This is a genomic window from Streptococcus sp. FSL E2-3488, from assembly GCF_038003585.1.
GTDB lineage: Bacteria > Bacillota > Bacilli > Lactobacillales > Streptococcaceae > Streptococcus > Streptococcus thermophilus.
The window spans coordinates 547,405-572,730 of sequence record NZ_JBBOPL010000001.1; the positions used below are offsets into that span (position 1 = coordinate 547,405).

Genomic DNA, 25,326 nt, shown 5'->3' on the forward strand with positions numbered 1-25,326 from the left:
TGTAGTGGGTGACGAAAAGCTAACATCTAGAGAGGACCGGGTAGGTCCTTTTTTTATGTATGTTCAGTGTGATGAAGACACGCTTCTTAAAGTTGATAAAGTTTCTAAAACCGAAGTCCAAGCGTTTGATGTCTTTGTTCAACTTGTTAGTAGCTTCCAGTTTTGCGTTTGAATAGTCTGTTTCTAGTGCATTTTGGATGTATTGCTTGTGTCTAAGAAAAATCCTAAAGACCGTTTGAAAATAGTGATTGACCTTGCTTCTATTTTCCTCTATCAGGTCAAAGAACTCACCTACTCTCTTCTCCTGAAAGTGAAAAAGCAAAAGTTGATAAAGTGTATAGTAGTCAGTAAGCTCTTTTGAAAAGACTAGTGTCTTCGCAATGACTTCATGTGGTGCTAAAGTTTGACGGAAAGTCTTTGAATAGAAAGAGTTGAGAGATAACTTACATCTGTCCTTTTGGAAGAGTCGCCAGTGATTTTTCAGGGCTCGATAGGGTAGTGACTTCTTATCGAATTGGTTCATAATTGCAATTCTTGTCTTTAAAAAGGCACATCCAAGGTGCTGGATGATGTGGAAACGATCAAGAACGATTTTTGCGTTTGGAAAGAGCTTGTGAGCCAGTGGAATATAAGCTCCAGACATATCCATCGTGATAAATTGTACCTGTTGTCGGACTTTCAATGGATACTTCAAAAAGTAGTTTCGTATAGTAGTTTGGCGGCGATTATCAAGGATGGTTATGAGTTCGTTTGTCTCATAATTCTGCGCCACAAAAGCCAATTCCCCTTTCTTGAACCCAAACTCATCCCAGGACATAACAGCTGGAAGTTTGTCATAATGTTCCTTGAAAGTAAACTGATCAAGCTTACGATAAGCCAGTGGACGTCGACACGCGAAGTCTTCTTGCAATATCAGTTAGTGACACTTTCTCAGTTAGGAGTTGTGTAACTTTTTGTCGGACTAGATTGGAGATTTGGCAGTTTTTCTCAACGATAGATGTCTCAGCTACCGTGACACTTCTACAACTTTTACACTGGAAACGACGTTTTTTCAGACGTAGTAGAGTTGGCGTTCCCGCTTGCTCGAGAAGAGGGATTTTAGAGTTTTTTTGAAAGTCATATTTGATCATCTTTCCTTGGCAGTGAGGACATGATGGTGAAGGGTAATCAAGTTTTGCTTGAATCTCGATATGAGTGTCAGTTTCAAAAACAAGTGAAATCTTGATATTTTGGTCTTTGATTCCGATTAATTCTGTGTTATTCTTAATAAGTCTCATAAGTTCTTCCTAATGATGGTTTGGTTGCTTTTCATTATAGTTCTTATTGGACTTTTTGTGTACACTCAAAAAGCTCTATAATCTCTACAGTAGTTTTACCCACTACAGAAATTATATAGCCTAAATAGTAAAAGAGCTATCCGTTTGGATGGCTTTTTTCTATTTTTTAGAAAATATGTGAAAGGCTATTGAAATTATTCCAACAATTGTGTAAAATGGTAAACGACAATTCAGATTATTCTGAAAAATTGTTTTAGATGATAGTTTTTTTTTATCACCTTGATTAAGTTTAAGTATTATTTAAGCTTAGTGAATTCTGTTACAATAAAAAAAATCAATCTCAAAGGAGAGTATTATGAAACTTAAAAAAATTCTTGGAATTACGGGTGTAGCCCTTCTAAGTGTAGGTGTGTTAGCGGCTTGTTCATCTAAATCAAACACTAGCGGAACTACTTATCGTAACGTTTACAGTTCAGATCCAGAAACCTTGGATTATATTACATCAATTATGGGAGGGACAAAAGCTGTTTTGACTAATGGTGTAGATGGTCTTATGGAAGCGGACAAATATGGTAATCTTGTTCCATCAGTAGCTGAAGACTGGTCTGTGTCTAAAGATGGTCTTACTTATACCTATAAAATTCGTAAAGGGATCAAATGGTATACTTCTGAAGGTGAAGAGTACGCTAATGTTACTGCTAAGGACTTTGTAACGGGTCTTAAGCATGCCGCTGATGCCAAATCTGGAGCCCTTTATTTGGTACAAGATTCTATTGCTGGATTGTCTGACTACCTTTCTGGTGCCAATAAAGATTTCTCAAATGTTGGCGTTAAAGCAATAGACGATTACACTCTGCAATACACACTAAAAAAACAGGAACCATACTGGAACTCTAAGACAACCTATGGTGTGCTCTTCCCAGTTAACGAAGACTTTCTTAAGAACAAAGGGAAAGATTTTGGTAAGTCAACAGACCCAACCTCTATCCTATATAACGGTCCTTTCCTTCTTAAATCTTTGACAGCTAAATCATCTATCGAGTTGACTAAGAATGAGAATTATTGGGATAAGAAAAACGTGCATTTTGACTCTATCAAATTCTCATATTCTGATGGATCGGATCTAGAATCAATAGAACGTAGTTTCTCTGACGGCGCTCTCAGCATTGCACGTGTCTTCCCTACGAGTTCAAACTATGCATCGGTAGAAAAAAATATAAAGATAATATTTTTTACACAGAACCAGGTGCATCTACATCGGTTATTGGTGTAAACATTGACCGCCAAAGCTATAAATTCTCAGCTAAGAAGACAGATGCTGAAAAGACATCAACTAAGAAGGCTCTTCTAAACAAAGACTTTCGTCAATCAATCAACTTCGCTATTGATCGTACAGCCTATCAATCACAAGTAAACGGTAAAGATGGCGCAGCTCTTGCTCTACGTAACCTTTTTGTTCCTTATGATTTTGTCAGTGCAGGCGATAAGACCTTTGGTGATCTTGTGACAGAAAAAATGAGCTCTTATGGTGATGAGTGGTCTGGTGTTAACTTTGCAGATGGTCAAGAGGGTCTCTACAATGCTGAAAAAGCTAAGACTGAGTTTGCCAAAGCCAAAGAGGCTCTTCAAGGAGAAGGAGTACAATTCCCAGTTCACTTAGACCTTCCAGTTGATCAAAGTTCTAAACTTAATGTTGCTCAAGCTCAATCTTTGAAACAAACCATTGAAAAATCATTGGGTAGCGAAAATGTTGTTATAGATATTAACCAAATGTCATCTGATGATATGCAAAATGCGACTAGTAATGCGGCAAATGCTGCAGCAGAAGACTGGGATATTTCTAACGGTGTGGGTTGGGGTCCAGACTATCAAGATCCATCAACTTATCTTGATATCTTAAAAACAACATCAAGTGAAAATACCAAGGCTTTCAATGGTTATGATGATCCAAACAATGCAGCAGCAGCCCAAGTAGGTCTTAAAGATTATGATGCCTTGATTGATTCAGCAGCTTCAGAAACAACAGACCTCAACGCTCGTTACGACCGTTATGCTCAAGCCCAAGCTTGGTTGGAAGATAGCTCTCTTGTCATTCCATTGACTGTTAGTAACGGTGCAGCACCGATTATCTCACGTTTGACACCATTTACGGGTGCTAGCATACAGGTGGGTGATAAGGGCTCATCCTACCTCAAATATGTGAAATCACAAGAAAAAGTAGTTACTAAGAAAGAATATGAACAAAGTCGTGAAAAATGGCTTAAAGAAAGGAAAGCATCTAACGAAAAAGCTCAAAAAGATCTTGAGAAACACATTAAATAAAAGGACGATGGAACTTTCTCATTAGATTGGGAAAAGTTCTTTTGGAATTAAAGGAAGAGACATGAAAAAATACATTTTATTGAGAACACTCCGTTCTCTATTGTCAATATTTGTCGTGACGGCTTTGACCTACACGATTATCTATACCATGGTGCCGAGGCGTCTGATTTTCAGACAAGACCCGAACTACAACAAGATTGCTAAGACAGCTGATTCTAAGGCTAACTATGAAAATACAATCTATGAACGCTTGGGTTACATTGATTACTATGACACCAAGGAGTTGCAGGAGAAAGCTAGCTCCCTTGATAAGTCAGTAACCACTAAGCCAACAAAAGAAAATAAGGCTATCTACCAAAAATATGTGGATAGTTTAGGACGTGGTTGGCGTTTGCATCAGTTCAAGCAAAGTAAACAATTCTATGCGACACGTGATGTGCCAGTGCTTGAACGTGTGTTTGGCTTCTATACGCACCTCTTTGAATTTGACAATACTGGATGGGTTAAAGATAAAACAAATCCAAACTTGAAGCGTTATATCCGTATTGAAAATGACCCAGCTATCGGTTGGTCAGTTGTTGGTTCAGGGACTAAGCATAAATATTTGCTTTACTTTAATGGTCAGTTCCCATTTGTTCACCAAAATTTTGTGAAGATGAATCTTGGAACTTCATACCCAACTTATGCTGGGCAAGGTGTTCTTGATGTTATTACACAAGGCCAAGGACAGACAAAAAGCTCTGTGGTTAACTTCCCTACTGGTAAGAAAATATCTTCAGTAGATATCTACTCTCGTACTTATAAATCACCAAGTCAGGCTGACGCTAGAGATCGTTCTTACTATGGAAATGATCCATACACAGCTACCAAGAGTCGTTATCAATACCCATCAATGGTGACAAGTTCTGCCATTGCAGGTTTGATTGGTTTGGTCTTGTCTTATGCTTTGGCAATTCCATTGGGATCATACATGGCACTCTTTAAAAACACACTCTTTGATAGTGTGTCAACAGGTGTCTTGACTTTCTTGCTTTCACTACCAACCATCGCCTTGGTTTATATCATTCGTTTGATTGGTTCTGAGATTGGTCTTCCAGATTCCTTCCCTATCTTGGGTGCAGGTGACTGGCGTTCATACGTCTTGCCATCTGTTATTCTCGGTCTCTTGTCAACACCAGGTCTTGCGATTTGGATTCGTCGTTACATGATTGACTTGCAATCACAAGACTTCGTTCGTTTTGCACGTGCCAAAGGGTTGTCAGAACAAGAAATTTCAAATAAACACATTTTAAAAAACGCTATGGTTTCCTTGGTTTCAGGGATCCCAGCATCTATTGTTGGGGTTATCACAGGGGCAACCTTGACAGAAACAATCTTCGCCTACCCTGGTATGGGTAAAATGTTGATCGATTCTGTTCGTGCTTCTAATAATGCTATGGTCGTTGGGCTGGTATTTATTTTTACAGCTCTCTCCATCTTCTCATTGCTTGTGGGTGATATCCTTATGACTATTATTGACCCACGTATCAAATTGACATCTAAAGGAGGTAAATAATGGCTTCAATTGATAAAAGTAAGTTCCAATTTGTAAAGCGCGATGATTTTGCCTCTGAAACAATTGATGCACCGTCTTACTCATACTGGAAATCAGTGATGCGTCAATTTTTTAAAAAGAAATCAACAGTTGTAATGTTGGGAATCTTGATTACTATTATTTTAATGAGTTTCATCTACCCAATGTTTTCTAAATTTGACTTCAATGATGTCTCAAAAGTAAATGATTTCAGTTTGCGTTATGTACATCCAAACGCTCAATACTGGTTCGGTACTGACGGTAATGGTAAGTCTCTATTTGACAGTGTTTGGTTTGGGGCTCGTAATTCTATCCTTATCGCTGTTATCGCTACCTTCCTGAATGTTATAATTGGTTTGCTTGTAGGTGCTGTTTGGGGGATTTCTAAGACCTTCGATATGATTATGATGGAAATCTACAACATCATCTCAAATATTCCCTCTCTCCTTGTGGTTATCGTCTTGACTTACTCATTAGGTGCTGGTTTCTGGAATATGATTTTTGCCATGACCGTAACAGGTTGGATCGGTATTGCCTATACAATCCGTATTCAAATCATGCGTTATCGTGATTTGGAGTATAACTTGGCTTCTCGCAATTTGGGAACACCAACGGCTAAGATTGTGATTAAAAATATCATGCCACAACTTGTGTCAGTTATTGTAACCATGGCTAGTCAACTTTTGCCAGGATTTATCTCTTATGAGGCCTTCCTTTCATACTTTGGTTTGGGTCTTCCTGTTACTACGCCTAGTCTTGGTCGTTTGATTTCAGACTATGCACAGAACGTTACAGTCAATGCCTATCTCTTCTGGATTCCATTGACTACCTTGATTCTTGTTTCTCTTGCCCTCTTTATTGTTGGTCAAAACTTAGCGGATGCTAGTGACCCACGTACGCATAGATAGGAGTCCAATATGACAGAAAATAAAAATGTAATATTATCGGCTCGCGATATCGTCGTGGAATTTGACGTTCGTGACCGTGTTTTGACAGCTATTCGAGGGGTTTCTCTTGATTTAGTTGAAGGTGAAGTTTTAGCCTTGGTTGGTGAGTCTGGTTCAGGAAAATCAGTCTTGACTAAAACTTTTACAGGGATGCTGGAAGAAAATGGTCGTGTAGCTAGCGGATCTATCGACTACCGTGGCAAAGACTTGACTAAATTTAAGAGTCACCAAGATTGGGCAGCTATCCGTGGAGCTAAGATTGCAACTATTTTCCAAGATCCAATGACCAGTCTTAACCCAATTAAGACTATCGGAAGTCAAATTATTGAAGTTATTGTTAAGCACCAAGGGAAAACAGCCAAGGAAGCTAAAAAAATGGCAATTGATTACATGGACAAGGTTGGTATTCCAGATGCTGAAAAACGTTTCAATGAATATCCTTTCCAATACTCTGGTGGGATGCGTCAACGTATCGTTATTGCCATTGCCTTGGCTTGTCGTCCTGATGTCCTTATCTGTGACGAACCAACAACTGCCCTTGATGTGACCATTCAAGCTCAAATCATTGACCTCTTGAAATCACTCAAAGAGGAGTATGGTTTCTCGGTCATTTTCATTACCCATGACCTTGGCGTCGTAGCAAGTATCGCGGACAAGGTTGCTGTCATGTATGCTGGCGAAATCATTGAATACGCAACTGTTGAGGAAATTTTCTATGAGCCTTGTCATCCATACACGTGGAGCTTGCTTTCAAGTCTGCCACAATTGGCTGATGATAATGGAAAACTCTTCTCAATTCCAGGGACGCCACCATCACTTTATACACCAGTTGTTGGGGATGCCTTTGCCTTGCGTTCAGATTATGCTTTGCAGATTGATTTTGAGGAAAAAGCACCACAATTCCAAGTTTCAGATACTCACTGGGCTAAGACCTGGCTCTTACATGAGGATGCGCCAAAAGTTGATAAACCTGCGGTTATCCAAAATCTACATGAAAAAATCCTAGCCAATATGGGATTTGCACATTTAGGAGATGAGGAGGAAGGCAATGCCTGAGAAATTAGTTGAAGTAAAAGATGTGGAAATTTCCTTCGGCGAAGGAAGAAAGAAGTTCGTTGCTGTCCACAATGCTAATTTTTTCATCAACAAGGGTGAAACCTTCTCCCTCGTTGGTGAGTCTGGTAGTGGTAAAACGACTATTGGACGTGCCATTATCGGTTTAAATGACACAAGTAATGGTGAGATTATTTTTGACGGTAAGAAGATCAATGGATACTTATCTCACTCTGAGAAAAACGACCTTATCCGTCGTATTCAGATGATTTTCCAAGACCCTGCGGCTAGTTTGAATGAACGTGCGACAGTCGATTATATCTTGTCTGAGGGCTTGTACAATTTCCATCTTTATAAAGATGAGGAAGAACGTAAGGCTAAAATCAAGGAAATCATCAAAGAAGTAGGACTTCTTGAGGAGCACTTAACACGTTACCCTCACGAATTTTCTGGGGGACAACGTCAACGTATCGGGATTGCGCGTTCTTTGGTCATGCAGCCTGATTTGGTTATCGCTGATGAACCAATCTCAGCCCTTGACGTGTCAGTTCGTGCCCAAGTTTTGAATTTGCTTAAGAAATTCCAAAAAGAGTTGGGGTTAACCTATCTCTTTATCGCTCACGATTTGTCAGTGGTCCGTTTCATTTCTGATCGTATCGCTGTTATCTATAAGGGGACAATCGTGGAAGTTGCTGAGACAGAAGAGCTCTACAACAATCCTATCCATCCTTACACCAAGTCACTCTTGTCTGCTGTTCCTATTCCAGATCCAATCTTGGAACGTAAGAAAGTCTTGAAGGTTTATGATCCAAACCAACACGACTATTCGGTTGATAAACCAGAAATGGTGGAAGTACGCCCAGGTCACTTCGTTTGGGGTAACAAGACAGAAATTGAGACTTATCGTAAAGAACAAAGTAAGTAAGTCTTTTCAATGCAAAAAAATCGTGTTCCAAAAGGAACACGGTTTTTCTTTAGTCCAAATTTAAATGCTTTGTCATGATATAGTAGGTACCAAAGTAACTTGCTGCGATGAGAACGAGAGACTGGACTAGACTAAAGATATATGACGAGTTATTAATTACAGTATTTGTTGCATTTCCGGTCAAGGATGCACCGATTCCAAAGAAGAAACCAATAAAGAATAGGATGGCCTGAATGGCGAAATAGGCGACAAATCCCATACGAACTTTGTTGGTGTTGAAGAGGTTTCCAATACTAATACAGAGGTAATAGAATAGGATACCGCTAATTTTTCCTAAAATTGTAGAAGGAATGAAGAGGTAGAGGGCCCCCATTTCTTTTAAGATTTGACCGAAGTAGCTGGTAGTCAGGAGGATATCTTTTATATCAAGGTTGAAAGCGGCTATAATGCCAATTGAAGCGAGTACAACGAGAGATGAAATCGTATCCAAAATAAAAGCTGCCAAAAGTTTAGACAAGATTAATTGGTGGGCAGAAACTGGGAGTGTATTGGTTAGGTAGCCTTCTCGTCCAAAGACACTAGTCGCAAAGCGTTTGATAATGAGAACAATGGTTGCGATATAGATGGTTCCCCAAACAACAATGGTGGCAATCACAATCAGTGTAAAGAAAGCCATAAACAGTAAGCTTGGTTCCTTGTGGATGTGTTCAAAGGTGACCGTTAGTTTTTGAAGCATTAAGCCCAAAGGTATGGACAGTAGGATGGCAATTCCATAGATGCCAAGATACCACTTACGGACTGATTGTAATTCATATTTAACTAATTTCCAAAACATGCTCATACCTCCTAATTGTGGAACATCTCTCTGAAGAGTTTGTCAATAGACTTGCCATGGACTTGACGGATATTATCTGTATCACCTTGAAGTTCGATCTGACCGTATTTTAAGAAGACAACTTCATCTAAGACAGATTCAATGTCTGCAATCAAATGGGTTGAAATAATAACAGAAGCATCTTCAGAGTATTGGTTGATAATAGTTTTTAGGATATAGTCACGTGATGCAGGATCGACCCCACCGATAGGTTCATCGAGGAGATAGAGTTTAGCTTCACGACTCATAACCAAAATCAACTGAACTTTTTCTTTGTTACCTTTTGAGAGGTCTTTAAGGCGCAAATCAGGTTGGAGCTTTAGATCCTCCAAGAGTTGCAAGGCAAGAGGATAGCGGAAATCAGCGTAAAAATCTTGGAAGAAATCCAAGTAGTACTGGATTGTCTTACTTTCATCTAAATAGGTAATGTCAGGCAAATAAGCTACTTGCGCCTTAGTGATAGGTGACGGATGAAATCCATTAATGGTCACTAAACCAGAAGTCGGTTGAAGGAGACCGTTTAAAATTTTGATTAGGGTTGTTTTACCACTACCGTTCGGACCTAAAAGGCCAACAATTTTTCCTGACGGGATGGACATGGTCACATCTCTAAGGGCTGGAATACCGTTATAGGTCTTGGTGAGATTTGTTAGAGTTACAATATCAGTCATTGGTCTATAAGTCCTTTCCTGTTTGTTCGATGTAGTCAGTGATGATAGTCTTGATTTCAGGTGAGCTAAAACCAATGGCTGTCATTTCAGTGACAAAGTTTTTCATGAGAGTTTGAGCAATCTCGTGTCTTTTTTGATCAATGAGTTTCTCATCTTCAGTAACGAAGCGACCGGACGTACGGGCAGAATAAACCAACCCCTCTTTTTCAAGTTCTTGGAAGGCTCTTTGTACGGTGTTGGGATTGACACCGGCTTCCTGAGCAAACTCTCTCACGGGTAAAAGTTGTTGTCCCATACTTAATTCTTTGGAAACAATCTTCAATTTCACACGATAGGCGATTTGGAGATAAATTGGTGATTTTTCATCAAATGTCCAAGCCATAAGAGACTCCTTTCTAAGAGATATAAAAGTATTATTTTTTTGTACTAAAGTAATGATACAACTAAAAAGGTGATTTTGCAAGTAATAATCCATATTTTCTCTAATTTCTTTAGCTTTTCCCTAACTTATATCCTTATTTTTGGTACAATAGGGGCAAGTATATTCGACCTGAAGGGAGTTTATTTTGAATATTTTAGCGACAGATATGGATGGTACTTTTTTGGACCACCTTGGTTCCTATGATAAGGTGCGTTTAGATAAGCTTTTGGATGCTTGTGAAGCTAAAAATTACGTCTTTACAGTAGCTTCTGGTCGATCTCTCTTAGCTTTGGAAGAACTCTTTGACGGCTTTGTGGACCGCATTGCTATTATTGCGGAAAATGGGGCCTTGGTTCAGTACAAGGGTGAAGTCTTGTTTGAGTCTAAGCTAGAACCTAAAGACTATTTGGAAATTGCAGATACGACCTCAGCTTTACCAACTTGTGAGGGAATTCTTTTGTCAGGACGTCGAGGAGCCTATGCACCAGAAGATGCAGATCCAGCCTATCTTAAGGCCATGGAACGCTACTATGAAAATGTCATGGCAACAAACCTTGAAGGGGTTACAGATGATATTTTCAAGGTTACTGCTAAGTTTCAAGGGGATACCATCATGGAACGTGGTGACTATCTCAATACGATTTTTGAGGATATAACAGCTGTAACTACTGGCTTTGATTCTATGGATATTATCCTTAAAGGTGTAGACAAGGGATTTGGGCTTTACCATCTTTGTCAAGAGTTGGGGCGTCAGGCTTCAGATGTCGTTGCTTTTGGTGATAATCTCAATGATATGGAGATGCTGACATTTGCAGGATGTGCGGTTGCTACGGAAAATGCGCGTGATGAGATTAAGGAAGTGGCAGATGAGGTGATTGGTCACCATAGAGATGGTGCAGTCTTTGACTACATGGAAGGATTGGTAGGTTCAGATGGCTGAGATTAAATTGTTGGCCTTGGATTTGGATGGGACGCTATTTACCAAGGATAAGCAAGTGACTGCTGAAAATAGAGCTGCTCTTAAGGCGGCAGAAGCTAAGGGGATTCACGTGGTTATCACGACCGGTCGTCCCCTTCCAGCTATTAATCATGTCTTAGGAGACTTGGGTTTGTTAGACGACAAACACTACAGCGTAACCTTCAATGGTGGGTTGGTTCAGCGTAATAACGGCGATATTTTAATCAAGAAAGAGATGACCAGAGATGATTTAAAGCAGATTTATGCTGTTTTTGAACCTCTGGGACTCCCTATGGATGTTCTTAGTGATGGTATTGTCTATGGAGTGCCTAGTAAAGGGAATCATTCGCTCTATCGTCAGGCTAATCCTACTTTGACTTTTGTTGATGTGGATAGCATTGATGACATTCCGCAAGATATCGTCTATAATAAGGTAGTTACGGTTTGTGAGGGAGACTTTTTGGATTCCCAAATTGGAAAACTACCTGACCATCTATACCAAGCGTTTGAGGTCTTTAAGTCTCGTGAAATTATCCTAGAGGTTATGCCAAAGGGTGTTCATAAAGCTGCGGGTTTGAGACTCTTGACTGATTATCTCGCTCTTGACAGAAGTCAAGTCATGGCTATGGGAGATGAAGAGAATGATTTGTCCATGCTAGAGTGGGCTGGTCTGGGTGTCGCTATGGCGAATGGTGTTCCTCAGGTTAAGGCTGTTGCTAAGGCTGTAACGACAAAAACAAATGAAGAATCTGGAGTGGCTGAGGCCATCCATAAATACATTCTAGAGTAATAAGGAGAAACAGATGGGTCTATTTGATCGATTATTTAGACAAGAGAAAACCGATTCACAGGAAACTCTTGCTAATAAAGAGCTTACAGAGGTGATTTCAGAAATGGATTCTATTGCTGATCAAGATTTGTCATCAAGTGAATTAACAACTGGAAATCAAGCAGGACAGTTTAGCAAGACTGATACTCAAGTAGAAGAAGATTTATCCACAGAATCTGTTGTGACAGATGAAAGTGAAGAGGCACTTACTGAAGAACTTTCTGTGGATAATCAGCCCTCAAGCGAATCAGAAATAGCTTCAGAATCAGTCGATAGTCAAGCAACTGTGGATAGCCACTTTGCGGATGTCATGGCTGATTACTATGCTAAGAAGGCTCAAGTAGCTGCAGCAGCGGAAAAAGGTGAGATAGTTACTTTTGAAGCGGTCCAAACCCGTAAGGTTGAGGAAACAGCTACAGAATTACCTGATTTCAAGACTGAAACAGAGCAAGAAAAGTATAATCGTACGCTTAAGAAGACTCGTACTGGTTTTGCTGCTCGCTTGAATGAATTCTTCGCTAATTTCCGTCGTGTTGATGAAGAGTTTTTCGAACAATTGGAAGAAATACTGATTCTCTCTGACGTTGGGGTCAATGTTGCGACGCAATTAACGGAAGACTTGCGCTATGAAGCTCGACTTGAGAATGTCAAAAAGACTGAGGATTTGCAACGCTTGATTATTGAAAAACTTGTGGATATCTACGAGAAGGACGATGTTTACGAGGAGCAGATTAATTTCCAAGATGGTTTGACAGTTATACTTTTTGTTGGTGTTAATGGGGTTGGTAAAACGACTTCTATTGGTAAGTTGGCAAATAAATACAAACAAGAAGGCAAAAATGTCATGCTAGTTGCTGCTGATACTTTCCGTGCGGGAGCTGTTGCTCAATTGGTTGAGTGGGGACGTCGTGTTGATGTGCCTGTAGTGACTGGTGCTGAAAAGGCCGACCCTGCTTCCGTGGTTTTTGATGGTATGGAGAAGGCTCTTGCTGAAGGTGTTGATGTTCTTATGATTGATACTGCGGGTCGTTTACAAAACAAAGACAACCTTATGGCAGAGCTTGAAAAAATTGGCCGTATTATCAAGCGTGTGGTGCCAGAAGCACCCCATGAAACCCTCTTGGCTTTGGATGCTTCAACAGGTCAAAATGCACTTAATCAGGCTAAGGAATTTTCAAAAATCACACCTCTTACGGGTCTTGTTTTAACCAAGTTGGATGGTAGTGCCAAGGGTGGTGTGGTTCTAGCCATTCGCCAAGAGTTGGATATCCCAGTTAAGTTGATTGGTTTCGGTGAGAAGATTGATGATATTGGCGAGTTCCATTCAGAAGAATTCATGCAAAGTCTCTTGACTGGACTGGTTTAAAAAGATATTTAAAAAGAGTGAGTACTGGGAAAAGGTATTCACTCTTTTTAATAGTGTCCTCACCTTGAAAAAAGTCGCTTTTATTGATAGAATGGTAAGAGAATAAGACTGCTTTGAAAAGTGAGCTGTAACTTAATCACTGAACAACCACTAAAAAGAGATGATTTACTTCTCTTTTTAAGGTGAGTCATAATAAGAATTTTAATCTTAGTTTAAGGAGAAGACATGTCTGAACGTGGACTTTTAATTGTTTTTTCAGGGCCTTCTGGTGTCGGAAAAGGAACTGTTCGTCAGGAGATTTTTTCAAAACCTGACCACAAATTTGAATACTCAGTATCAATGACCACACGTGCTCAACGTCCTGGTGAAGTTGATGGGAAGGATTATTTCTTCCGTTCGCGTGAGGAATTCGAAGAGCTTATTCGTAATGGTCAAATGCTGGAATATGCTGAGTATGTAGGCAACTACTACGGAACACCTTTGGCCTATGTCAATGAAACCTTGGATAAGGGAATTGATGTTTTCCTTGAAATCGAGGTTCAAGGCGCCCTACAGGTTAAGAAAAAGGTTCCAGATGCTGTCTTTATCTTTTTGACACCACCAGATTTGAACGAACTTGAAGAACGTTTAGTTGGCCGTGGGACAGACTCTGAAGAAGTTATTGCTCAACGTATTGAACGTGCGCGTGAAGAGATTGCTCTCATGAGCGAATACGATTATACCATTGTCAATGACGAGGTGTCTTTGGCTGCCGAGCGTGTAAAGCGTGTTATTGAAGCGGAACACTTCCGAGTTGAACGTGTGATTGGCCACTATCGTAATATGATTTCAGATAAGAGATTATCAGATAAATAAATTAGAAATAGGTATAGAATTATGATGTTGAAACCCTCTATTGATAAACTTTTGGATAAAGTGCCTTCAAGATATTCATTAGTTATTTTGCAAGCAAAACGTGCCCATGAATTGGCAGCTGGTGCTGAACCTACTCAAGAATTTTCGTCTGTAAAATATACGCTTCAAGCCCTTGAAGAAATTGAATCTGGTAATGTCATTATTCACCCAAATCCAGAAGCTAAACGTAAATTGGCACGTTTGAAAGTTATCCAAGCGCGTCTTGCTGCTGAGGAAGAAGAACGTAAAATCAAAGAACAAATCGCTAAAGAAAAAGAAGAAGGAGATAAAATCTAAAATCAAAGTCTTGCTTTGGTTTACGAGGATAAGAGGAGCTGAGGCATAGTGTCTCAGCTTCCTTCTTTATGATGCATATCACTAGCTCAGGATTTCTGGAGTTTAGGAAATCGCTGGACCAAAGGTGAAGAGAGGAGATATATGGTTTTAGTTGCACAAATAATTGTAGATGTTCCTCTAATGCAGACGGACAGGCCTTATAGTTACCTTGTACCAGAATCCATGCAGGGGCAAATTACTATCGGTATGAGGATTCATGTGCCTTTTGGTAAAGGAAATCGTCTCTTGCAAGGGTTTGTTATTGGCTTTGGAGAGCAAGAAAATGTAAGAAATCTGCCAGACTTGAAGCCAATTGCGGAACTTTTGGATTATGAACCAGTCCTTAATCAGGATCAGCTGGATTTGGCTGACCAAATGCGACACACGGTTTTTTCCTATAAGATTTCCATCTTGAAGTCTATGCTTCCGGGTCTCCTTAATTCACAGTATGACAAAGTTATCATGGCAACTGATAAACTGAGCGAAGAGGAGAGGGACCTTTTTCTTCAGGGGAGAGACCATATTCTCTTCTCTCAATTGTCGAAAGAACAAGGTCAAGCCATTCCGCGTTTGGTGGGATCTGGTCGCGTAACGGTTGATTACATTGCTAGGGATAAACAAAATATAAAAACGGAGAAACATTATAGTGTTCAAAGAGGCATTTTAGAGACTTTGGATATTTCGCAACGAGCCAAGAAGCGGCTGGAGTTGCGGGACTTCTTGTTAGAAAAGAATGAGCCTGGAAAGTTAGTAGACCTGCATAAACTTTTTTCTCGAGATGTGGTGAAGTTTTTCATTGAGGCTGGAGCTCTAGCCATCACTGAAGTTGAGGTCAATCGTGCTGATAGCTACTTTGAAAAGGTAGAGAAGACGGATTTTCTAGAGCTTAATGCTCAGCAAGCACATGCTGTTGAAGTAATGACAGGTCAGATTGGTCATGGTGGGAAGCCGTTCTTGTTGGAAGGAGTTACGGGGTCAGGTAAGACTGAGGTTTACCTGCATCTTATTGAGAGAACCTTGGCTATGGGAAAAACTGCCATTGTCTTGGTTCCAGAAATTTCTCTGACGCCACAAATGACCAATCGTTTCATCTCCCGTTTTGGTGACTTGGTAGCAATCATGCATTCAGGCTTGTCAGATGGTGAAAAATTTGACGAGTGGCGTAAGGTTAGGTCTGGTCAAGCAAAGGTCGTTGTAGGAGCACGTTCTGCTATCTTTGCTCCCTTGGACAATATTGGAGCAATCATTATCGATGAGGAGCACGAGGCGACCTATAAGCAGGAATCCAATCCTCGCTATCATGCTAGAGATGTGGCCTTGCTTAGGTCCAAAAGTCATGGCGCTATTCTTGTACTTGGTTCAGCCACGCCTTCTATTGAGTCGCGAGCGAGGGCTCAGAAAGGGGTCTACCATTTTTTTGAATTGACGGAGAGGGCCAATCCTAGTGCTAAAATTCCGCAGGTTGAAGTGGTGGACTTTAAGGACTTTGTCGGTAGACAAGAGGCGAGTGATTTTACGCCACCTCTCTTGGAGAAAATCCGAGAGCGATTGGCACGTAAGGAACAAGTCGTTTTGTTGTTGAATCGTCGTGGGTATTCTTCATTTGTCATGTGTCGTGACTGTGGCTATGTGGATGACTGTCCGAACTGTGATATTTCACTGACTTTGCATATGGATACCAAGACCATGAATTGTCACTACTGTGATTTTCAAAAAGCTATTCCTAATGTCTGTCCTAATTGCCAGAGTCGTCAGATTCGCTATTATGGGACTGGGACACAGAAGGCTTATGATCAATTGACGGAACTTTTTCCAGAAGCCAGAGTGATTCGTATGGATGTTGATACTACACGTAAAAAAGGCGCTCACGAGAAACTTTTAGAGACTTTTGGGAGTGGCAAGGCTGATATTCTGCTAGGCACCCAAATGATTGCCAAGGGCTTGGATTTTCCCAATGTTACCTTGGTAGGGGTCTTAAATGCGGATACGTCGCTAAATTTACCAGATTTTCGTTCGGCTGAGCGCACTTTCCAGCTGTTGACTCAGGTGGCTGGTCGTGCTGGTCGTGCGGACAAGGAAGGGGAGGTTATTATTCAGACCTATAACCCTAGTCATTATGCCATTCGTTTTGCTCAGCAACAGGATTATGAGGGATTCTATGCCTATGAGATGGGGATTCGCCGTCAGTTGGCCTACCCGCCATATTTTTATACGGTAGGGATCACTCTTTCCCACAAGGATGAAGAGTTTGTAGTCCGTAAGAGCTATGATGTCATGGCTTGTTTAAGAGAACATTTGTCGGACAAGGTGACTTTCTTGGGACCAACACCAAAACCTATTGCCCGAACACATAACCTTTATCATTATCAGATTATTATCAAATATCGTTTTGAGGATAGCTTGGAAGAGACACTTAATAGGATCCTTGATATGACTCAGGAACCTGAAAATAAGGATCTACGTTTGATTATCGATCATGAGCCTCAGAATTTTACCTAATTTAGAAAAGGAAGAATATGACAAAAATAATATTTATGGGAACGCCGGCCTTTTCAGCGACAGTGCTGGAGGGACTTTTGACAGATGAGCATTACGACATTGTCGCTGTTGTCACACAGCCAGATCGTGCTGTCGGCCGAAAAAAAGAAATTCGCATGACACCAGTTAAGGAATTAGCCTTGGCGCATGAGTTGCCAATCTATCAGCCTGAAAAATTATCAGGCTCTGAAGAAATGGCCCAACTGATATCACTTGGAGCTGATGGTATTGTTACTGCGGCTTATGGTCAATTTTTGCCAAGCAAATTGCTTGATAGCATGGACTTTGCGGTTAATGTTCACGCATCGCTCTTGCCAAAATATCGTGGTGGTGCACCTATCCATTATGCTATCATCAATGGTGATGCAGAAGCTGGTGTGACCATTATGGAAATGGTCAAGGAAATGGACGCTGGTGACATGGTCAGCCAAAAGGCCTTGCCAATTCTGGACCAAGATAATGTCGGTACTATGTTTGAAAAATTGGCAGTTTTGGGTCGTGACCTCTTGCTTGAAACCTTGCCTGCCTACATTGCAGGAGAAATCAAACCTGTTCCTCAAGATGCCAGTCAGGTAACGTTTTCACCAAACATTAGCCCAGAAGAGGAGCGCCTTGATTGGAATAAGTCGGGTCGTGACATTTTCAATCAAATCCGAGGTATGTATCCATGGCCTGTGGCACACACTTTGCTTAATGGCAAACGTTTCAAAATTTATGAGGGAGACTTAGTAGAAGGACAAGGACAGGCTGGTCATATTATCGAAAAAACTAAGAAGAGTTTGGTCGTTGCGACTGGTCAGGGGGCTATTTCGCTTAAGAGTGTTCAGCTTGAAGGTAAACCTCGTATGGCTATTGCTGATTTCCTTAATGGAGTCGGTCGCAATCTTGAAGTAGGTGATGTCTTTGGCCAATGATTGGAAAAAAACAGCCCGTGGACAGGCACTTGAAGTTTTAGAAGAAGTCTTTCAAGAAGGGGCTTACTCAAATATTGCCCTCAATGCACGTCTGAGCAATTCATGTCTAACAGATAAGGACAAGGCCCTGGTAACGGAAATTGTTTATGGAACTGTTGCCCGTAAGATCACTTTGGAATGGATCTTAGCCCATGTCATTGAGGATCGAGATAAACTTGAAGCTTGGGTCTATGACCTATTGCTTTTGAGTCTTTACCAGTTGGCCTACTTGGATAAGATTCCATCCCATGCGGTGGTTAACGATGCCGTTTCTATTGCCAAAAATCGTGGCAATAAAAAAGGAGCTGAGAAGCTGGTGAATGCAGTTCTTCGCAAACTATCTAGCCAGCCATTGCCAGATCCAAGCAAGATTAAACGTGTCAATAAACGCTATTCTGTTCAATATTCCCTACCTGTATGGTTGGTGAAAAAGCTTATTGAGCAGTATGGGGAAGAGCGAGCTCTTGCTATTTTCCAAAGTCTCTTTGTGAGAAACAAGGCCAGTGTCCGTGTGACGGATGTGTCCCGTATGGAAGAAATTGCGGAGGCCACTGGAGCTGAGCGTTCAGATTTGTCACCAGTTGGGCTTGTTAAGTCTTCGGGTTATTTTGCTGGGACTGATTATTTTAAAGAGGGGTTATTGACCATTCAGGATGAGACTAGTCAGCTAGTTGCACCAACTTTAGCAATTCAAGGTATGGAAGAAATCCTGGATGCTTGTGCGGCACCCGGAGGTAAGACTGTCCATATGGCATCATACTTGACGAGTGGACATGTGACGGCTCTTGACCTTTATGATCATAAGCTTGCTCTTATTAAAGAAAATGCACAACGACTTGGTCTGGCTGATAAGGTTAAAACTCAGAAACTAGATGCTCGTCAGGTGCATCAAGTCTTTCCGACTGCTAGTTTTGACAAGATTCTAGTGGATGCTCCTTGCTCAGGGATCGGTCTCATTCGTCGAAAACCAGACATAAAATACAATAAGGATCTCCAAGACTTTAAATCCCTCAAGTCTGTGCAATTGGATATATTATCCAGTGTTTGTCAAACCCTACGAAAAGGTGGTATAATAACCTACAGTACTTGCACCATCATAGCAGAAGAAAATCAAGAGGTAATTCAGGCCTTTCTTGAGAGCCATCCTGATTTTGAGCAAGTTGCCTTGGATCATCCATGCAAGGACATCGTGGTCAATGGCTATTTGGCTATCACCCCCGAACAGTATCTAACTGATGGTTTTTTTATCGCTCAGTTGCGTAAGAAAGTCTAGGGTTACAGAGGAGGAAACACTGACGCAAGTCAGAAAGAAAATTATGGAAATATCGTTATTAACGGACATTGGTCAAAAACGGTCAAACAATCAAGATTTTGTTAATAAATTTGTCAATAAGGCTGGTGTTACACTTGTCATTGTTGCAGATGGAATGGGTGGACACCGTGCTGGAAATATTGCCAGTGAGATGTCAGTATCTGACCTTGGTCGTGACTGGATTAACACTGATCATCGTGAGTTGAGCCATATTCGTGATTGGATGATTGCTGCCATCGACGAAGAAAATCGTAAAATCTATGAGCTTGGTCAAAATGAAGAATATAAAGGAATGGGAACGACTATCGAGGTTCTTGCCTTAGTTGATAATGCTGTGATTTTCGCTCATGTTGGGGATTCACGTATTGCCCTTATCCGTAATGGTGAGTATAAGCAATTAACGAGCGATCACTCCTTGGTCAATGCTCTTATCAAGGCTGGTCAGTTGACAGAAGAAGAAGCTGCAGTTCACCCACAACGTAATATTATTACGCAATCTATAGGGCAAGCTGCTCCAGTTGAAGCAGATCTTGGTGTTCAACAATTGGAACCGGGAGATTATATTTTGGCCAATTCAGATGGATTGACTAATATGATTTCAATTGAACAGATTATTCATATTGTTAACAGTCCTGGTCTTGTCGAAGAAAAAGCCAGTCGTTTAGTTGCTGCTGCCAATGAAGCCGGTGGTCATGATAATATTACAGTTGCTCTCATCGAAGTAGAAAGTGAGGAAGGATAATGATCCAAGTTGGCAAATTGTTTGCTGGACGTTATCGAATCCTTAAATCTATCGGACGTGGTGGTATGGCGGATGTTTATCTGGCTAACGACCTGATTCTGGATAATGAAAGTGTAGCTATTAAGGTGCTACGTACCAATTATCAAACTGATCAGGTTGCTGTGGCGCGTTTCCAGCGTGAAGCACGTGCCATGACTGAGCTTAGCCATCCGAATATCGTTGCGATTAGAGATATTGGTGAAGAAGACGGTCAGCAGTTCTTGGTGATGGAGTATGTGGATGATTCGGACTTGAAGAAATTCATTCAAGACCATGCACCATTGTCTAACCAAGATGTTGTGCGTATTATGGGGGAAGTCCTTTCCGCCATGACTCTTGCCCACCAAAAGGGTATTATTCACCGTGACCTTAAGCCACAGAACGTTCTATTAACTAAGGATGGTAGAGCTAAGGTTACAGACTTTGGTATCGCAGTAGCATTTGCTGAAACCAGCCTGACACAAACTAACTCAATGTTGGGGTCAGTCCATTATTTGTCACCAGAACAGGCACGTGGTTCTAAAGCCACTATCCAAAGTGATATCTATGCTATGGGGATTATGCTCTTTGAAATGTTGACAGGGCATATCCCTTTTGATGGCGATAGTGCAGTAACCATTGCACTTCAACATTTCCAAAAGCCCCTGCCATCGATTTTGGCTGAGAACCGTAACGTTCCTCAAGCTTTAGAAAATGTTGTTATTAGAGCAACTGCTAAAAAGCTTGAAAATCGTTACAACAGCACTTTGGAAATGAGTCGCGACCTAGTAACTAGTTTGCATCCTAGTCATAGTCGTGATTCTAAGGTAGTTTTTGATGACATGACGGATGCTAAGACCCTGCCAAAGGTTGATTCAGTTTCATCAGTAGGTCCTGAGAAAAAGATTTCTCCTAAACCATCAGAGCCTACACCGGCTCCAAGCAAACAACCGAGGGAAAAAGCTTCTCTATCTAAAAAAAAGAAAAATCTCTTTTCAACTCTACTCAAGGTTTTACTAGGCTTCGTCTTTATAGGAATTATCATTTTTGCCTATCTTGTTTTTACCAATCCTGACAATGTCCAAGTACCAAATGTTGTAGGTCAAGAGTTGTCAACAGCTCAGACGAAACTTGAAAGTGCAGGCTTTAAGGTTGGCGATGTTAAAGAAGTCGAAAATGATTCAGTCAATAAGGGCAAAGTTATCAAGACCGACCCTACAGCTGGGACAATGCGTAAAGAGGGAGCAAGCATTGATGTCTATGTTTCTTCTGGTAGCAAAGGTTTCACTCTGAAAAATTACAAGGGGAAAAATTATAAGGATGCCATTGAGGATTTAACCTCGAATTATGGGGTTTCCGAGGATCAGATCGATATTCAACATGTCGAAGACGATAATGCTAAAGAAGGCGAAATTCTATCTCAAAGTTCGGAGAAAAACAAGTCCTTCAATCCTAAAGATAGTAAGGCAAAAATCAAGTTTCGTGTGGCAACTCCTAAGACTATAACTATGCCTGATGTGACTGGTTTAACTGTCTCGACAGCAGTCCAAACCTTGAATAGTAAAGACATTTCAAGCAGCAGTATTGAGTATCATGACTATAATACTGGTGTTAAGTTGGATAAGAGTAAGGTACCTAGTAATACAGAGGTCCTTTATCAAGATCCTCAAGTTGGTACTGCTGTTGATGGCACAGTGATTCTCTATGTTTCAGTCGTAACTAAGAGTTCAAGTATTCAACAGTCAAGCTCAGCAAGTACGACACAATCGTCGTCATCTACAAGTTCTAGTTCTGAAAGTAGTACAGCTTCTAGTACCGAAACAGCTACAGAAGCTACTCACACAGAGCAATAATGAGTTTGAAAATTTTAGATATAAGAAAAAGAGAGGCTTTCTGACTCTCTTTTTAATTCAATTGCTTGGGAATTTTAAAGTGGCTGCTTGTCAGGGATGGCAGATTCTTTTATGATGAACGCGCATCACATAGAGGAGAGGCGTAATGAGAAACCGTAGAAAACTGAAAAAGGTATATTATTAGCTACGATATTGTCATGACGGTTCTAGCCCTTCTTTTCATAGGGAGAGTAATTTTTTGATTTGGTTGGGTTGATTACTATTGGGAGACATTCTTTTCTATCTATTAATCAGACCATTACCCTTAAATTTGCTTTAGATTATACTATTCGTTTTTCCTTGGCACTTCGGGAGCGGATTTTTGTTAAAACGCATGTGTTGGACTTGTTGACCATCATTTCTTAAAATGAAGTATTTACCTTCCTTTGTTTTTCAAGGCTGGAACGCTTTGATCGTTTGGAAAAAATCTCACGTTGAATTGGTCTAAGTAGTAAGTTTAAGCATAATTCAAATCGTATTAATCGTAGAAATGGTTTTCACTTTTTGTTTTCGGCTAATAGTATTATCATCCTTATCAGTAGTAGTATTATTGCCCGTGTGGAGCATCATAATTTTATAGATGATATTTGGTGATCTGTGGCAACAGTTACCACAGTAGGTTACGGGGATATTGTCCCTAAAAACCTCGTAGGTAAGGCAATTGCTGTTGTGCTCATGTTTAGTGGAATTGCTACTCTGGGGTTGTTGACAGCTCTCTTAATAATATTTTTTTGCGTTCAGGTCGCTAAACTGAACGAAAAATAGCTGAGCTTGAGAAGGAGTTGGCTGAATAACGTGTCATTCTTGAGGAAATCAGAAGTACGGTGCTTGCTATGAGTAGGAAAATGAATAAGAACGACGACTAGGTTTTCTGTAGATTAAAGATTGTGCTTCCTATGATGGGGGTGCTTTTTTGTCGCTATCTCGTATAGCCAGTAATCTCTCGAACTAGTCCTCTTTGTCAATTAGTCCAAAATTTGATAGAATGAACCCTGTATACTTTTATTTGAGAGGTCCTTATGACCAAATTTAATTTTTTCTTAGTGGTGGAGGCTCTTCTTTTAACTCTAGGCTTAATCACCATCTTTAATAATGATATTATCCGTTTTATTTTCATACTGGTTTTAACCTTGTTGGCCGTTCGCTTTTTTAACAAGGAGTCCAAGAGCGACTTTGTCTTGACGATCTGCTTGATTTCACTTTTTTTGGTTTCCATGTGGAATATCTATGTGGTTCTTGCTATCTTAGTGGGTGTGGCCTATGTCATGATTAACCATTTTTCACAGGTCAAGAAAAAGAATCGTTACGCTCTCATTCAATTTAAGGAAGATGACTTGAATCCACAGGCTGTGCGAAATCAGTGGATTGGAACTCATATGGAACCTGTCAGTGATCGCTATGACTTTGATGATATTAATATTATCCGTTTCTTTGGGACAGATGTGATTGATTTGACCCAGGTTATCGTTTCAGGTCGAGAAAATGTCGTCATTTTACAGAAACTTTATGGACCAACGACAATCTTGGTACCAATTGATATTTCCGTTAAGTTGAATATATCAGCTATCTATAGCTCTGTGACCTTCTTTGATGAAGATGAATACGACCTCCGTTACGAAAGCTTGACCTTGCAGGGGGCAGAGTATGAGCATGCCCATCGAACGCTTAAATTGATTCTCAATGTGGGAGCTGGACCAGTGGAGGTACGTCGTAAATGAAGAAACAGTACCTATTTTTAATCCTAACTTATTCAGTTGTTGTTTTAATTGGGGTTACCCTTGTGGTTATGGATAGCTTTAACCTCAACTTTTCACTGGTTTTCGGTAGTATCTCTCAGGTATTTCACTTCCTTTTTAACATGTTTTTTGTGGTTCTGAGTTTGCTCATTTTGCTGTATATTCTTTGGGCCATTGCAAATGATAATAGTATGCGTTCGGTCAATCAAGACTTGCGTCGTATTATCAATAACCAACCTGTCAAACGTCAGGGAGATAGTGAGTTGGACAAGAATATGATGCGTCTATCTCATAAAATGCGTAAATTGACCAAGGATCTGCAAAAAACGGAAAATGCTCAGGCTTTGAAAAGTCGTGATATTATTAAGAAAGAGCGAGGTCGCATTGCTCGAGATCTTCACGATACCGTTAGCCAGGAGCTTTTTGCGGCTAGTATGATTCTATCTGGTGTTTCTCAGATGGTGGACCAGCTAAGTAAGGAAGATTTACATCATCAGATTCAGGCAGTCGAGGCCTTGCTGACTGATGCTCAAAATGATATGCGTGTCTTGCTTTTGCACCTTCGTCCGACAGAACTTGAGAACAAGACTTTGCAGGAAGGCTTGCAGATGATTCTTAAAGAATTAACTGATAAATCCAATATCCGTGTTGTCTATAAGGATATGGTTAAGAAAGTGCCTAAGCGTATTGAAGATAATCTCTTTAGGATTGCCCAAGAGTTTATCTCTAATACCCTTAAGCACGCCAAGGCCAGCCAAATAGAGGTCTACCTCTATCAAAATAGTCAGGAAATTCAGTTAAAAATGCTAGATAATGGTGTTGGTTTTGATTTGAATGCCTCGACTGACGAGATGAGTTATGGACTAAAAAATATCCAAGAGCGTGTTGATGAAATGGCGGGAACTGTGCAGTTCCTATCAGCTAAAGGTAAAGGGACGTCTATTGATGTTCGTGTGCCAATATTAAGAGGAGAAGACAATGTCGAATAAGATTAATGTAATTTTGGTAGATGATCATGAAATGGTTCGTTTAGGCCTTAAGAGTTTCTTGAATCTCCAAGGAGATGTAGAAGTGGTTGGAGAGGCAGAAAACGGCCGTGAGGGTGTCGATCTTGCCCTGGAGCTACGACCAGATGTCGTTGTTATGGACCTTGTTATGCCTGAGCTAGATGGTGTTCAGGCGACTTTGGAATTGCTAAAAGAATGGCCTGAAGCTAAGATTCTAGTTTTGACCAGCTATTTGGACAATGAAAAAATTTATCCAGTCATTGAAGCTGGCGCCAAAGGCTATATGCTTAAAACGAGCAGTGCAGCAGAGATTCTAAATAGTATCCGTAAGGTTTACCGTGGAGAGGAAGCTATCGAAACTGAGGTAGACAATAAGATTAAATACCATGATAGTCACCCGAACTTACATGATGACTTGACCGCGCGCGAACGTGATATCTTAGCCCTCCTAGCTAAAGGCTATGACAATCAAACCATTGCTAACGAACTTTTTATTTCTTTAAAAACCGTCAAGACTCATGTGTCTAATATCCTTGGGAAATTAAATGTTGATGACCGTACTCAGGCTGTAGTTTATGCCTTTAGACATCATCTGGTTTCACAGGATGATGAATAAATCTATTTTAGGAGTTGGAAAAGGTTAATTATGGCTGTGCAAATTATCTCTTATTTTACGAGTCAA

21 protein-coding genes and 2 pseudogenes are annotated in these 25,326 nt (G+C 40.5%); 19 read left to right on the top strand and 4 right to left on the bottom strand.

What is annotated here, in order from left to right:
- Window positions 1-26: 26 nt before the first annotated feature.
- Window positions 27-1,277: pseudogene (locus MHH90_RS02945) on the bottom strand (ISL3 family transposase).
- A gap of 355 nt (window positions 1,278-1,632) precedes the next feature.
- Here MHH90_RS02945 and MHH90_RS02950 point away from each other — a divergent pair.
- The 5 genes and pseudogenes from MHH90_RS02950 to MHH90_RS02970 all read left to right on the top strand — a co-directional run bounded on the left by MHH90_RS02950 (window position 1,633) and on the right by MHH90_RS02970 (window position 8,097).
- Window positions 1,633-3,599 (top strand): annotated as a pseudogene (locus MHH90_RS02950) (peptide ABC transporter substrate-binding protein).
- A gap of 61 nt (window positions 3,600-3,660) precedes the next feature.
- Window positions 3,661-5,154, top strand: a complete 1,494-nt coding sequence (locus MHH90_RS02955; RefSeq protein WP_014608541.1) for an ABC transporter permease — start codon at window positions 3,661-3,663, stop codon at window positions 5,152-5,154.
- Window positions 5,154-6,080, top strand: coding sequence for an oligopeptide ABC transporter permease OppC (oppC, locus tag MHH90_RS02960; RefSeq protein ID WP_002946409.1), 927 nt, complete (start codon window positions 5,154-5,156; stop codon window positions 6,078-6,080). Before MHH90_RS02955 ends, oppC begins: the two co-directional genes overlap by 1 nt.
- 9 nt (window positions 6,081-6,089) lie before the next feature.
- Entirely contained in the window at window positions 6,090-7,175 is a 1,086-nt protein-coding gene (locus tag MHH90_RS02965) for an ABC transporter ATP-binding protein (RefSeq protein WP_011226304.1), read from the top strand.
- Window positions 7,168-8,097 carry an ATP-binding cassette domain-containing protein gene (locus MHH90_RS02970; protein WP_002951426.1) on the top strand — a complete coding sequence of 310 codons (930 nt, stop codon included), beginning with the start codon at window positions 7,168-7,170 and terminating at the stop codon, window positions 8,095-8,097. The genes MHH90_RS02965 and MHH90_RS02970 overlap by 8 nt, the downstream gene beginning before the upstream one ends.
- A 49-nt stretch (window positions 8,098-8,146) precedes the next feature.
- Here MHH90_RS02970 and MHH90_RS02975 read toward each other — a convergent pair whose 3' ends face one another.
- The 3 genes from MHH90_RS02975 to MHH90_RS02985 are packed head-to-tail and all read right to left on the bottom strand — an operon-like array spanning window position 8,147 to window position 10,024.
- A complete protein-coding gene (locus MHH90_RS02975; protein WP_002951425.1) occupies window positions 8,147-8,932 on the bottom strand; it encodes a hypothetical protein in 786 nt (261 codons plus the stop codon).
- An 11-nt stretch (window positions 8,933-8,943) separates the two neighbouring features.
- Complete coding sequence (locus tag MHH90_RS02980) at window positions 8,944-9,642, bottom strand: ABC transporter ATP-binding protein (protein ID WP_023909821.1); 699 nt, start codon at window positions 9,640-9,642, stop codon at window positions 8,944-8,946.
- A gap of 4 nt (window positions 9,643-9,646) precedes the next feature.
- On the bottom strand, window positions 9,647-10,024 hold the full coding sequence (locus MHH90_RS02985; RefSeq protein WP_011681413.1) for a GntR family transcriptional regulator: 378 nt from the start codon (window positions 10,022-10,024) through the stop codon (window positions 9,647-9,649).
- Between the two features lie 184 nt (window positions 10,025-10,208).
- On the opposite strand from MHH90_RS02985, the gene MHH90_RS02990 reads away from it, so the two are divergent.
- The 14 genes from MHH90_RS02990 (at window position 10,209) to MHH90_RS03055 (ending at window position 25,260) form a co-directional block, all read left to right on the top strand.
- Window positions 10,209-11,003: an HAD-IIB family hydrolase gene (locus MHH90_RS02990; protein WP_011681412.1), complete on the top strand. Its 795-nt coding sequence runs from the start codon at window positions 10,209-10,211 to the stop codon at window positions 11,001-11,003.
- Window positions 10,996-11,811: a Cof-type HAD-IIB family hydrolase gene (locus MHH90_RS02995; RefSeq protein WP_024010001.1), complete on the top strand. Its 816-nt coding sequence runs from the start codon at window positions 10,996-10,998 to the stop codon at window positions 11,809-11,811. Before MHH90_RS02990 ends, MHH90_RS02995 begins: the two co-directional genes overlap by 8 nt.
- Before the next feature lie 13 nt (window positions 11,812-11,824).
- Window positions 11,825-13,216, top strand: a complete 1,392-nt coding sequence (ftsY, locus tag MHH90_RS03000; RefSeq protein WP_014608538.1) for a signal recognition particle-docking protein FtsY — start codon at window positions 11,825-11,827, stop codon at window positions 13,214-13,216.
- A gap of 225 nt (window positions 13,217-13,441) precedes the next feature.
- Window positions 13,442-14,071: a guanylate kinase gene (gmk, locus tag MHH90_RS03005; protein WP_014608537.1), complete on the top strand. Its 630-nt coding sequence runs from the start codon at window positions 13,442-13,444 to the stop codon at window positions 14,069-14,071.
- A 21-nt stretch (window positions 14,072-14,092) separates the two neighbouring features.
- Window positions 14,093-14,407: a DNA-directed RNA polymerase subunit omega gene (gene rpoZ, locus MHH90_RS03010; RefSeq protein WP_002951415.1), complete on the top strand. Its 315-nt coding sequence runs from the start codon at window positions 14,093-14,095 to the stop codon at window positions 14,405-14,407.
- Window positions 14,408-14,548: 141 nt separating this feature from the next.
- Entirely contained in the window at window positions 14,549-16,945 is a 2,397-nt protein-coding gene (locus MHH90_RS03015; RefSeq protein ID WP_014608535.1) for a primosomal protein N', read from the top strand.
- A 17-nt stretch (window positions 16,946-16,962) separates the two neighbouring features.
- Window positions 16,963-17,898 carry a methionyl-tRNA formyltransferase gene (gene fmt, locus MHH90_RS03020; protein WP_014608534.1) on the top strand — a complete coding sequence of 312 codons (936 nt, stop codon included), beginning with the start codon at window positions 16,963-16,965 and terminating at the stop codon, window positions 17,896-17,898.
- Window positions 17,888-19,210, top strand: a complete 1,323-nt coding sequence (rsmB, locus tag MHH90_RS03025; RefSeq protein WP_014608533.1) for a 16S rRNA (cytosine(967)-C(5))-methyltransferase RsmB — start codon at window positions 17,888-17,890, stop codon at window positions 19,208-19,210. Before fmt ends, rsmB begins: the two co-directional genes overlap by 11 nt.
- A 43-nt stretch (window positions 19,211-19,253) precedes the next feature.
- Complete coding sequence (locus MHH90_RS03030; protein WP_220016104.1) at window positions 19,254-19,991, top strand: Stp1/IreP family PP2C-type Ser/Thr phosphatase; 738 nt, start codon at window positions 19,254-19,256, stop codon at window positions 19,989-19,991.
- Complete coding sequence (pknB, locus tag MHH90_RS03035; protein WP_340725772.1) at window positions 19,991-21,862, top strand: Stk1 family PASTA domain-containing Ser/Thr kinase; 1,872 nt, start codon at window positions 19,991-19,993, stop codon at window positions 21,860-21,862. The genes MHH90_RS03030 and pknB overlap by 1 nt, the downstream gene beginning before the upstream one ends.
- Before the next feature lie 636 nt (window positions 21,863-22,498).
- A complete protein-coding gene (locus tag MHH90_RS03040; protein WP_014608530.1) occupies window positions 22,499-22,666 on the top strand; it encodes a potassium channel family protein in 168 nt (55 codons plus the stop codon).
- A gap of 254 nt (window positions 22,667-22,920) precedes the next feature.
- The gene (gene liaF, locus MHH90_RS03045) at window positions 22,921-23,619 is read left to right on the top strand and encodes a cell wall-active antibiotics response protein LiaF (RefSeq protein WP_011226289.1); all 699 of its coding nucleotides are present in this window, start codon (window positions 22,921-22,923) and stop codon (window positions 23,617-23,619) included.
- The gene (locus tag MHH90_RS03050; protein WP_011226288.1) at window positions 23,616-24,626 is read left to right on the top strand and encodes a sensor histidine kinase; all 1,011 of its coding nucleotides are present in this window, start codon (window positions 23,616-23,618) and stop codon (window positions 24,624-24,626) included. Before liaF ends, MHH90_RS03050 begins: the two co-directional genes overlap by 4 nt.
- Window positions 24,616-25,260, top strand: coding sequence for a response regulator transcription factor (locus tag MHH90_RS03055; protein WP_002951384.1), 645 nt, complete (start codon window positions 24,616-24,618; stop codon window positions 25,258-25,260). The genes MHH90_RS03050 and MHH90_RS03055 overlap by 11 nt, the downstream gene beginning before the upstream one ends.
- Window positions 25,261-25,326: the final 66 nt, after the last annotated feature.

Bases quoted from the DNA above. Each gene is read 5' to 3' on its own strand.
- fmt (WP_014608534.1), top strand. From the start codon at position 16,963: ATGACAAAAATAATATTTATGGGAACGCCGGCCTTTTCAGCGACAGTG.
- ftsY (WP_014608538.1), top strand. From the start codon at position 11,825: ATGGGTCTATTTGATCGATTATTTAGACAAGAGAAAACCGATTCACAG.
- MHH90_RS02975 (WP_002951425.1), bottom strand. From the start codon at position 8,932: ATGTTTTGGAAATTAGTTAAATATGAATTACAATCAGTCCGTAAGTGG.
- MHH90_RS03055 (WP_002951384.1), top strand. From the start codon at position 24,616: ATGTCGAATAAGATTAATGTAATTTTGGTAGATGATCATGAAATGGTT.
- MHH90_RS02995 (WP_024010001.1), top strand. From the start codon at position 10,996: ATGGCTGAGATTAAATTGTTGGCCTTGGATTTGGATGGGACGCTATTT.
- MHH90_RS02955 (WP_014608541.1), top strand. From the start codon at position 3,661: ATGAAAAAATACATTTTATTGAGAACACTCCGTTCTCTATTGTCAATA.
- MHH90_RS03015 (WP_014608535.1), top strand. From the start codon at position 14,549: ATGGTTTTAGTTGCACAAATAATTGTAGATGTTCCTCTAATGCAGACG.
- MHH90_RS02965 (WP_011226304.1), top strand. From the start codon at position 6,090: ATGACAGAAAATAAAAATGTAATATTATCGGCTCGCGATATCGTCGTG.
- MHH90_RS03050 (WP_011226288.1), top strand. From the start codon at position 23,616: ATGAAGAAACAGTACCTATTTTTAATCCTAACTTATTCAGTTGTTGTT.
- liaF (WP_011226289.1), top strand. From the start codon at position 22,921: ATGACCAAATTTAATTTTTTCTTAGTGGTGGAGGCTCTTCTTTTAACT.
- pknB (WP_340725772.1), top strand. From the start codon at position 19,991: ATGATCCAAGTTGGCAAATTGTTTGCTGGACGTTATCGAATCCTTAAA.
- MHH90_RS02970 (WP_002951426.1), top strand. From the start codon at position 7,168: ATGCCTGAGAAATTAGTTGAAGTAAAAGATGTGGAAATTTCCTTCGGC.
- gmk (WP_014608537.1), top strand. From the start codon at position 13,442: ATGTCTGAACGTGGACTTTTAATTGTTTTTTCAGGGCCTTCTGGTGTC.
- MHH90_RS03030 (WP_220016104.1), top strand. From the start codon at position 19,254: ATGGAAATATCGTTATTAACGGACATTGGTCAAAAACGGTCAAACAAT.
- oppC (WP_002946409.1), top strand. From the start codon at position 5,154: ATGGCTTCAATTGATAAAAGTAAGTTCCAATTTGTAAAGCGCGATGAT.
- rpoZ (WP_002951415.1), top strand. From the start codon at position 14,093: ATGATGTTGAAACCCTCTATTGATAAACTTTTGGATAAAGTGCCTTCA.
- MHH90_RS02980 (WP_023909821.1), bottom strand. From the start codon at position 9,642: ATGACTGATATTGTAACTCTAACAAATCTCACCAAGACCTATAACGGT.
- MHH90_RS02985 (WP_011681413.1), bottom strand. From the start codon at position 10,024: ATGGCTTGGACATTTGATGAAAAATCACCAATTTATCTCCAAATCGCC.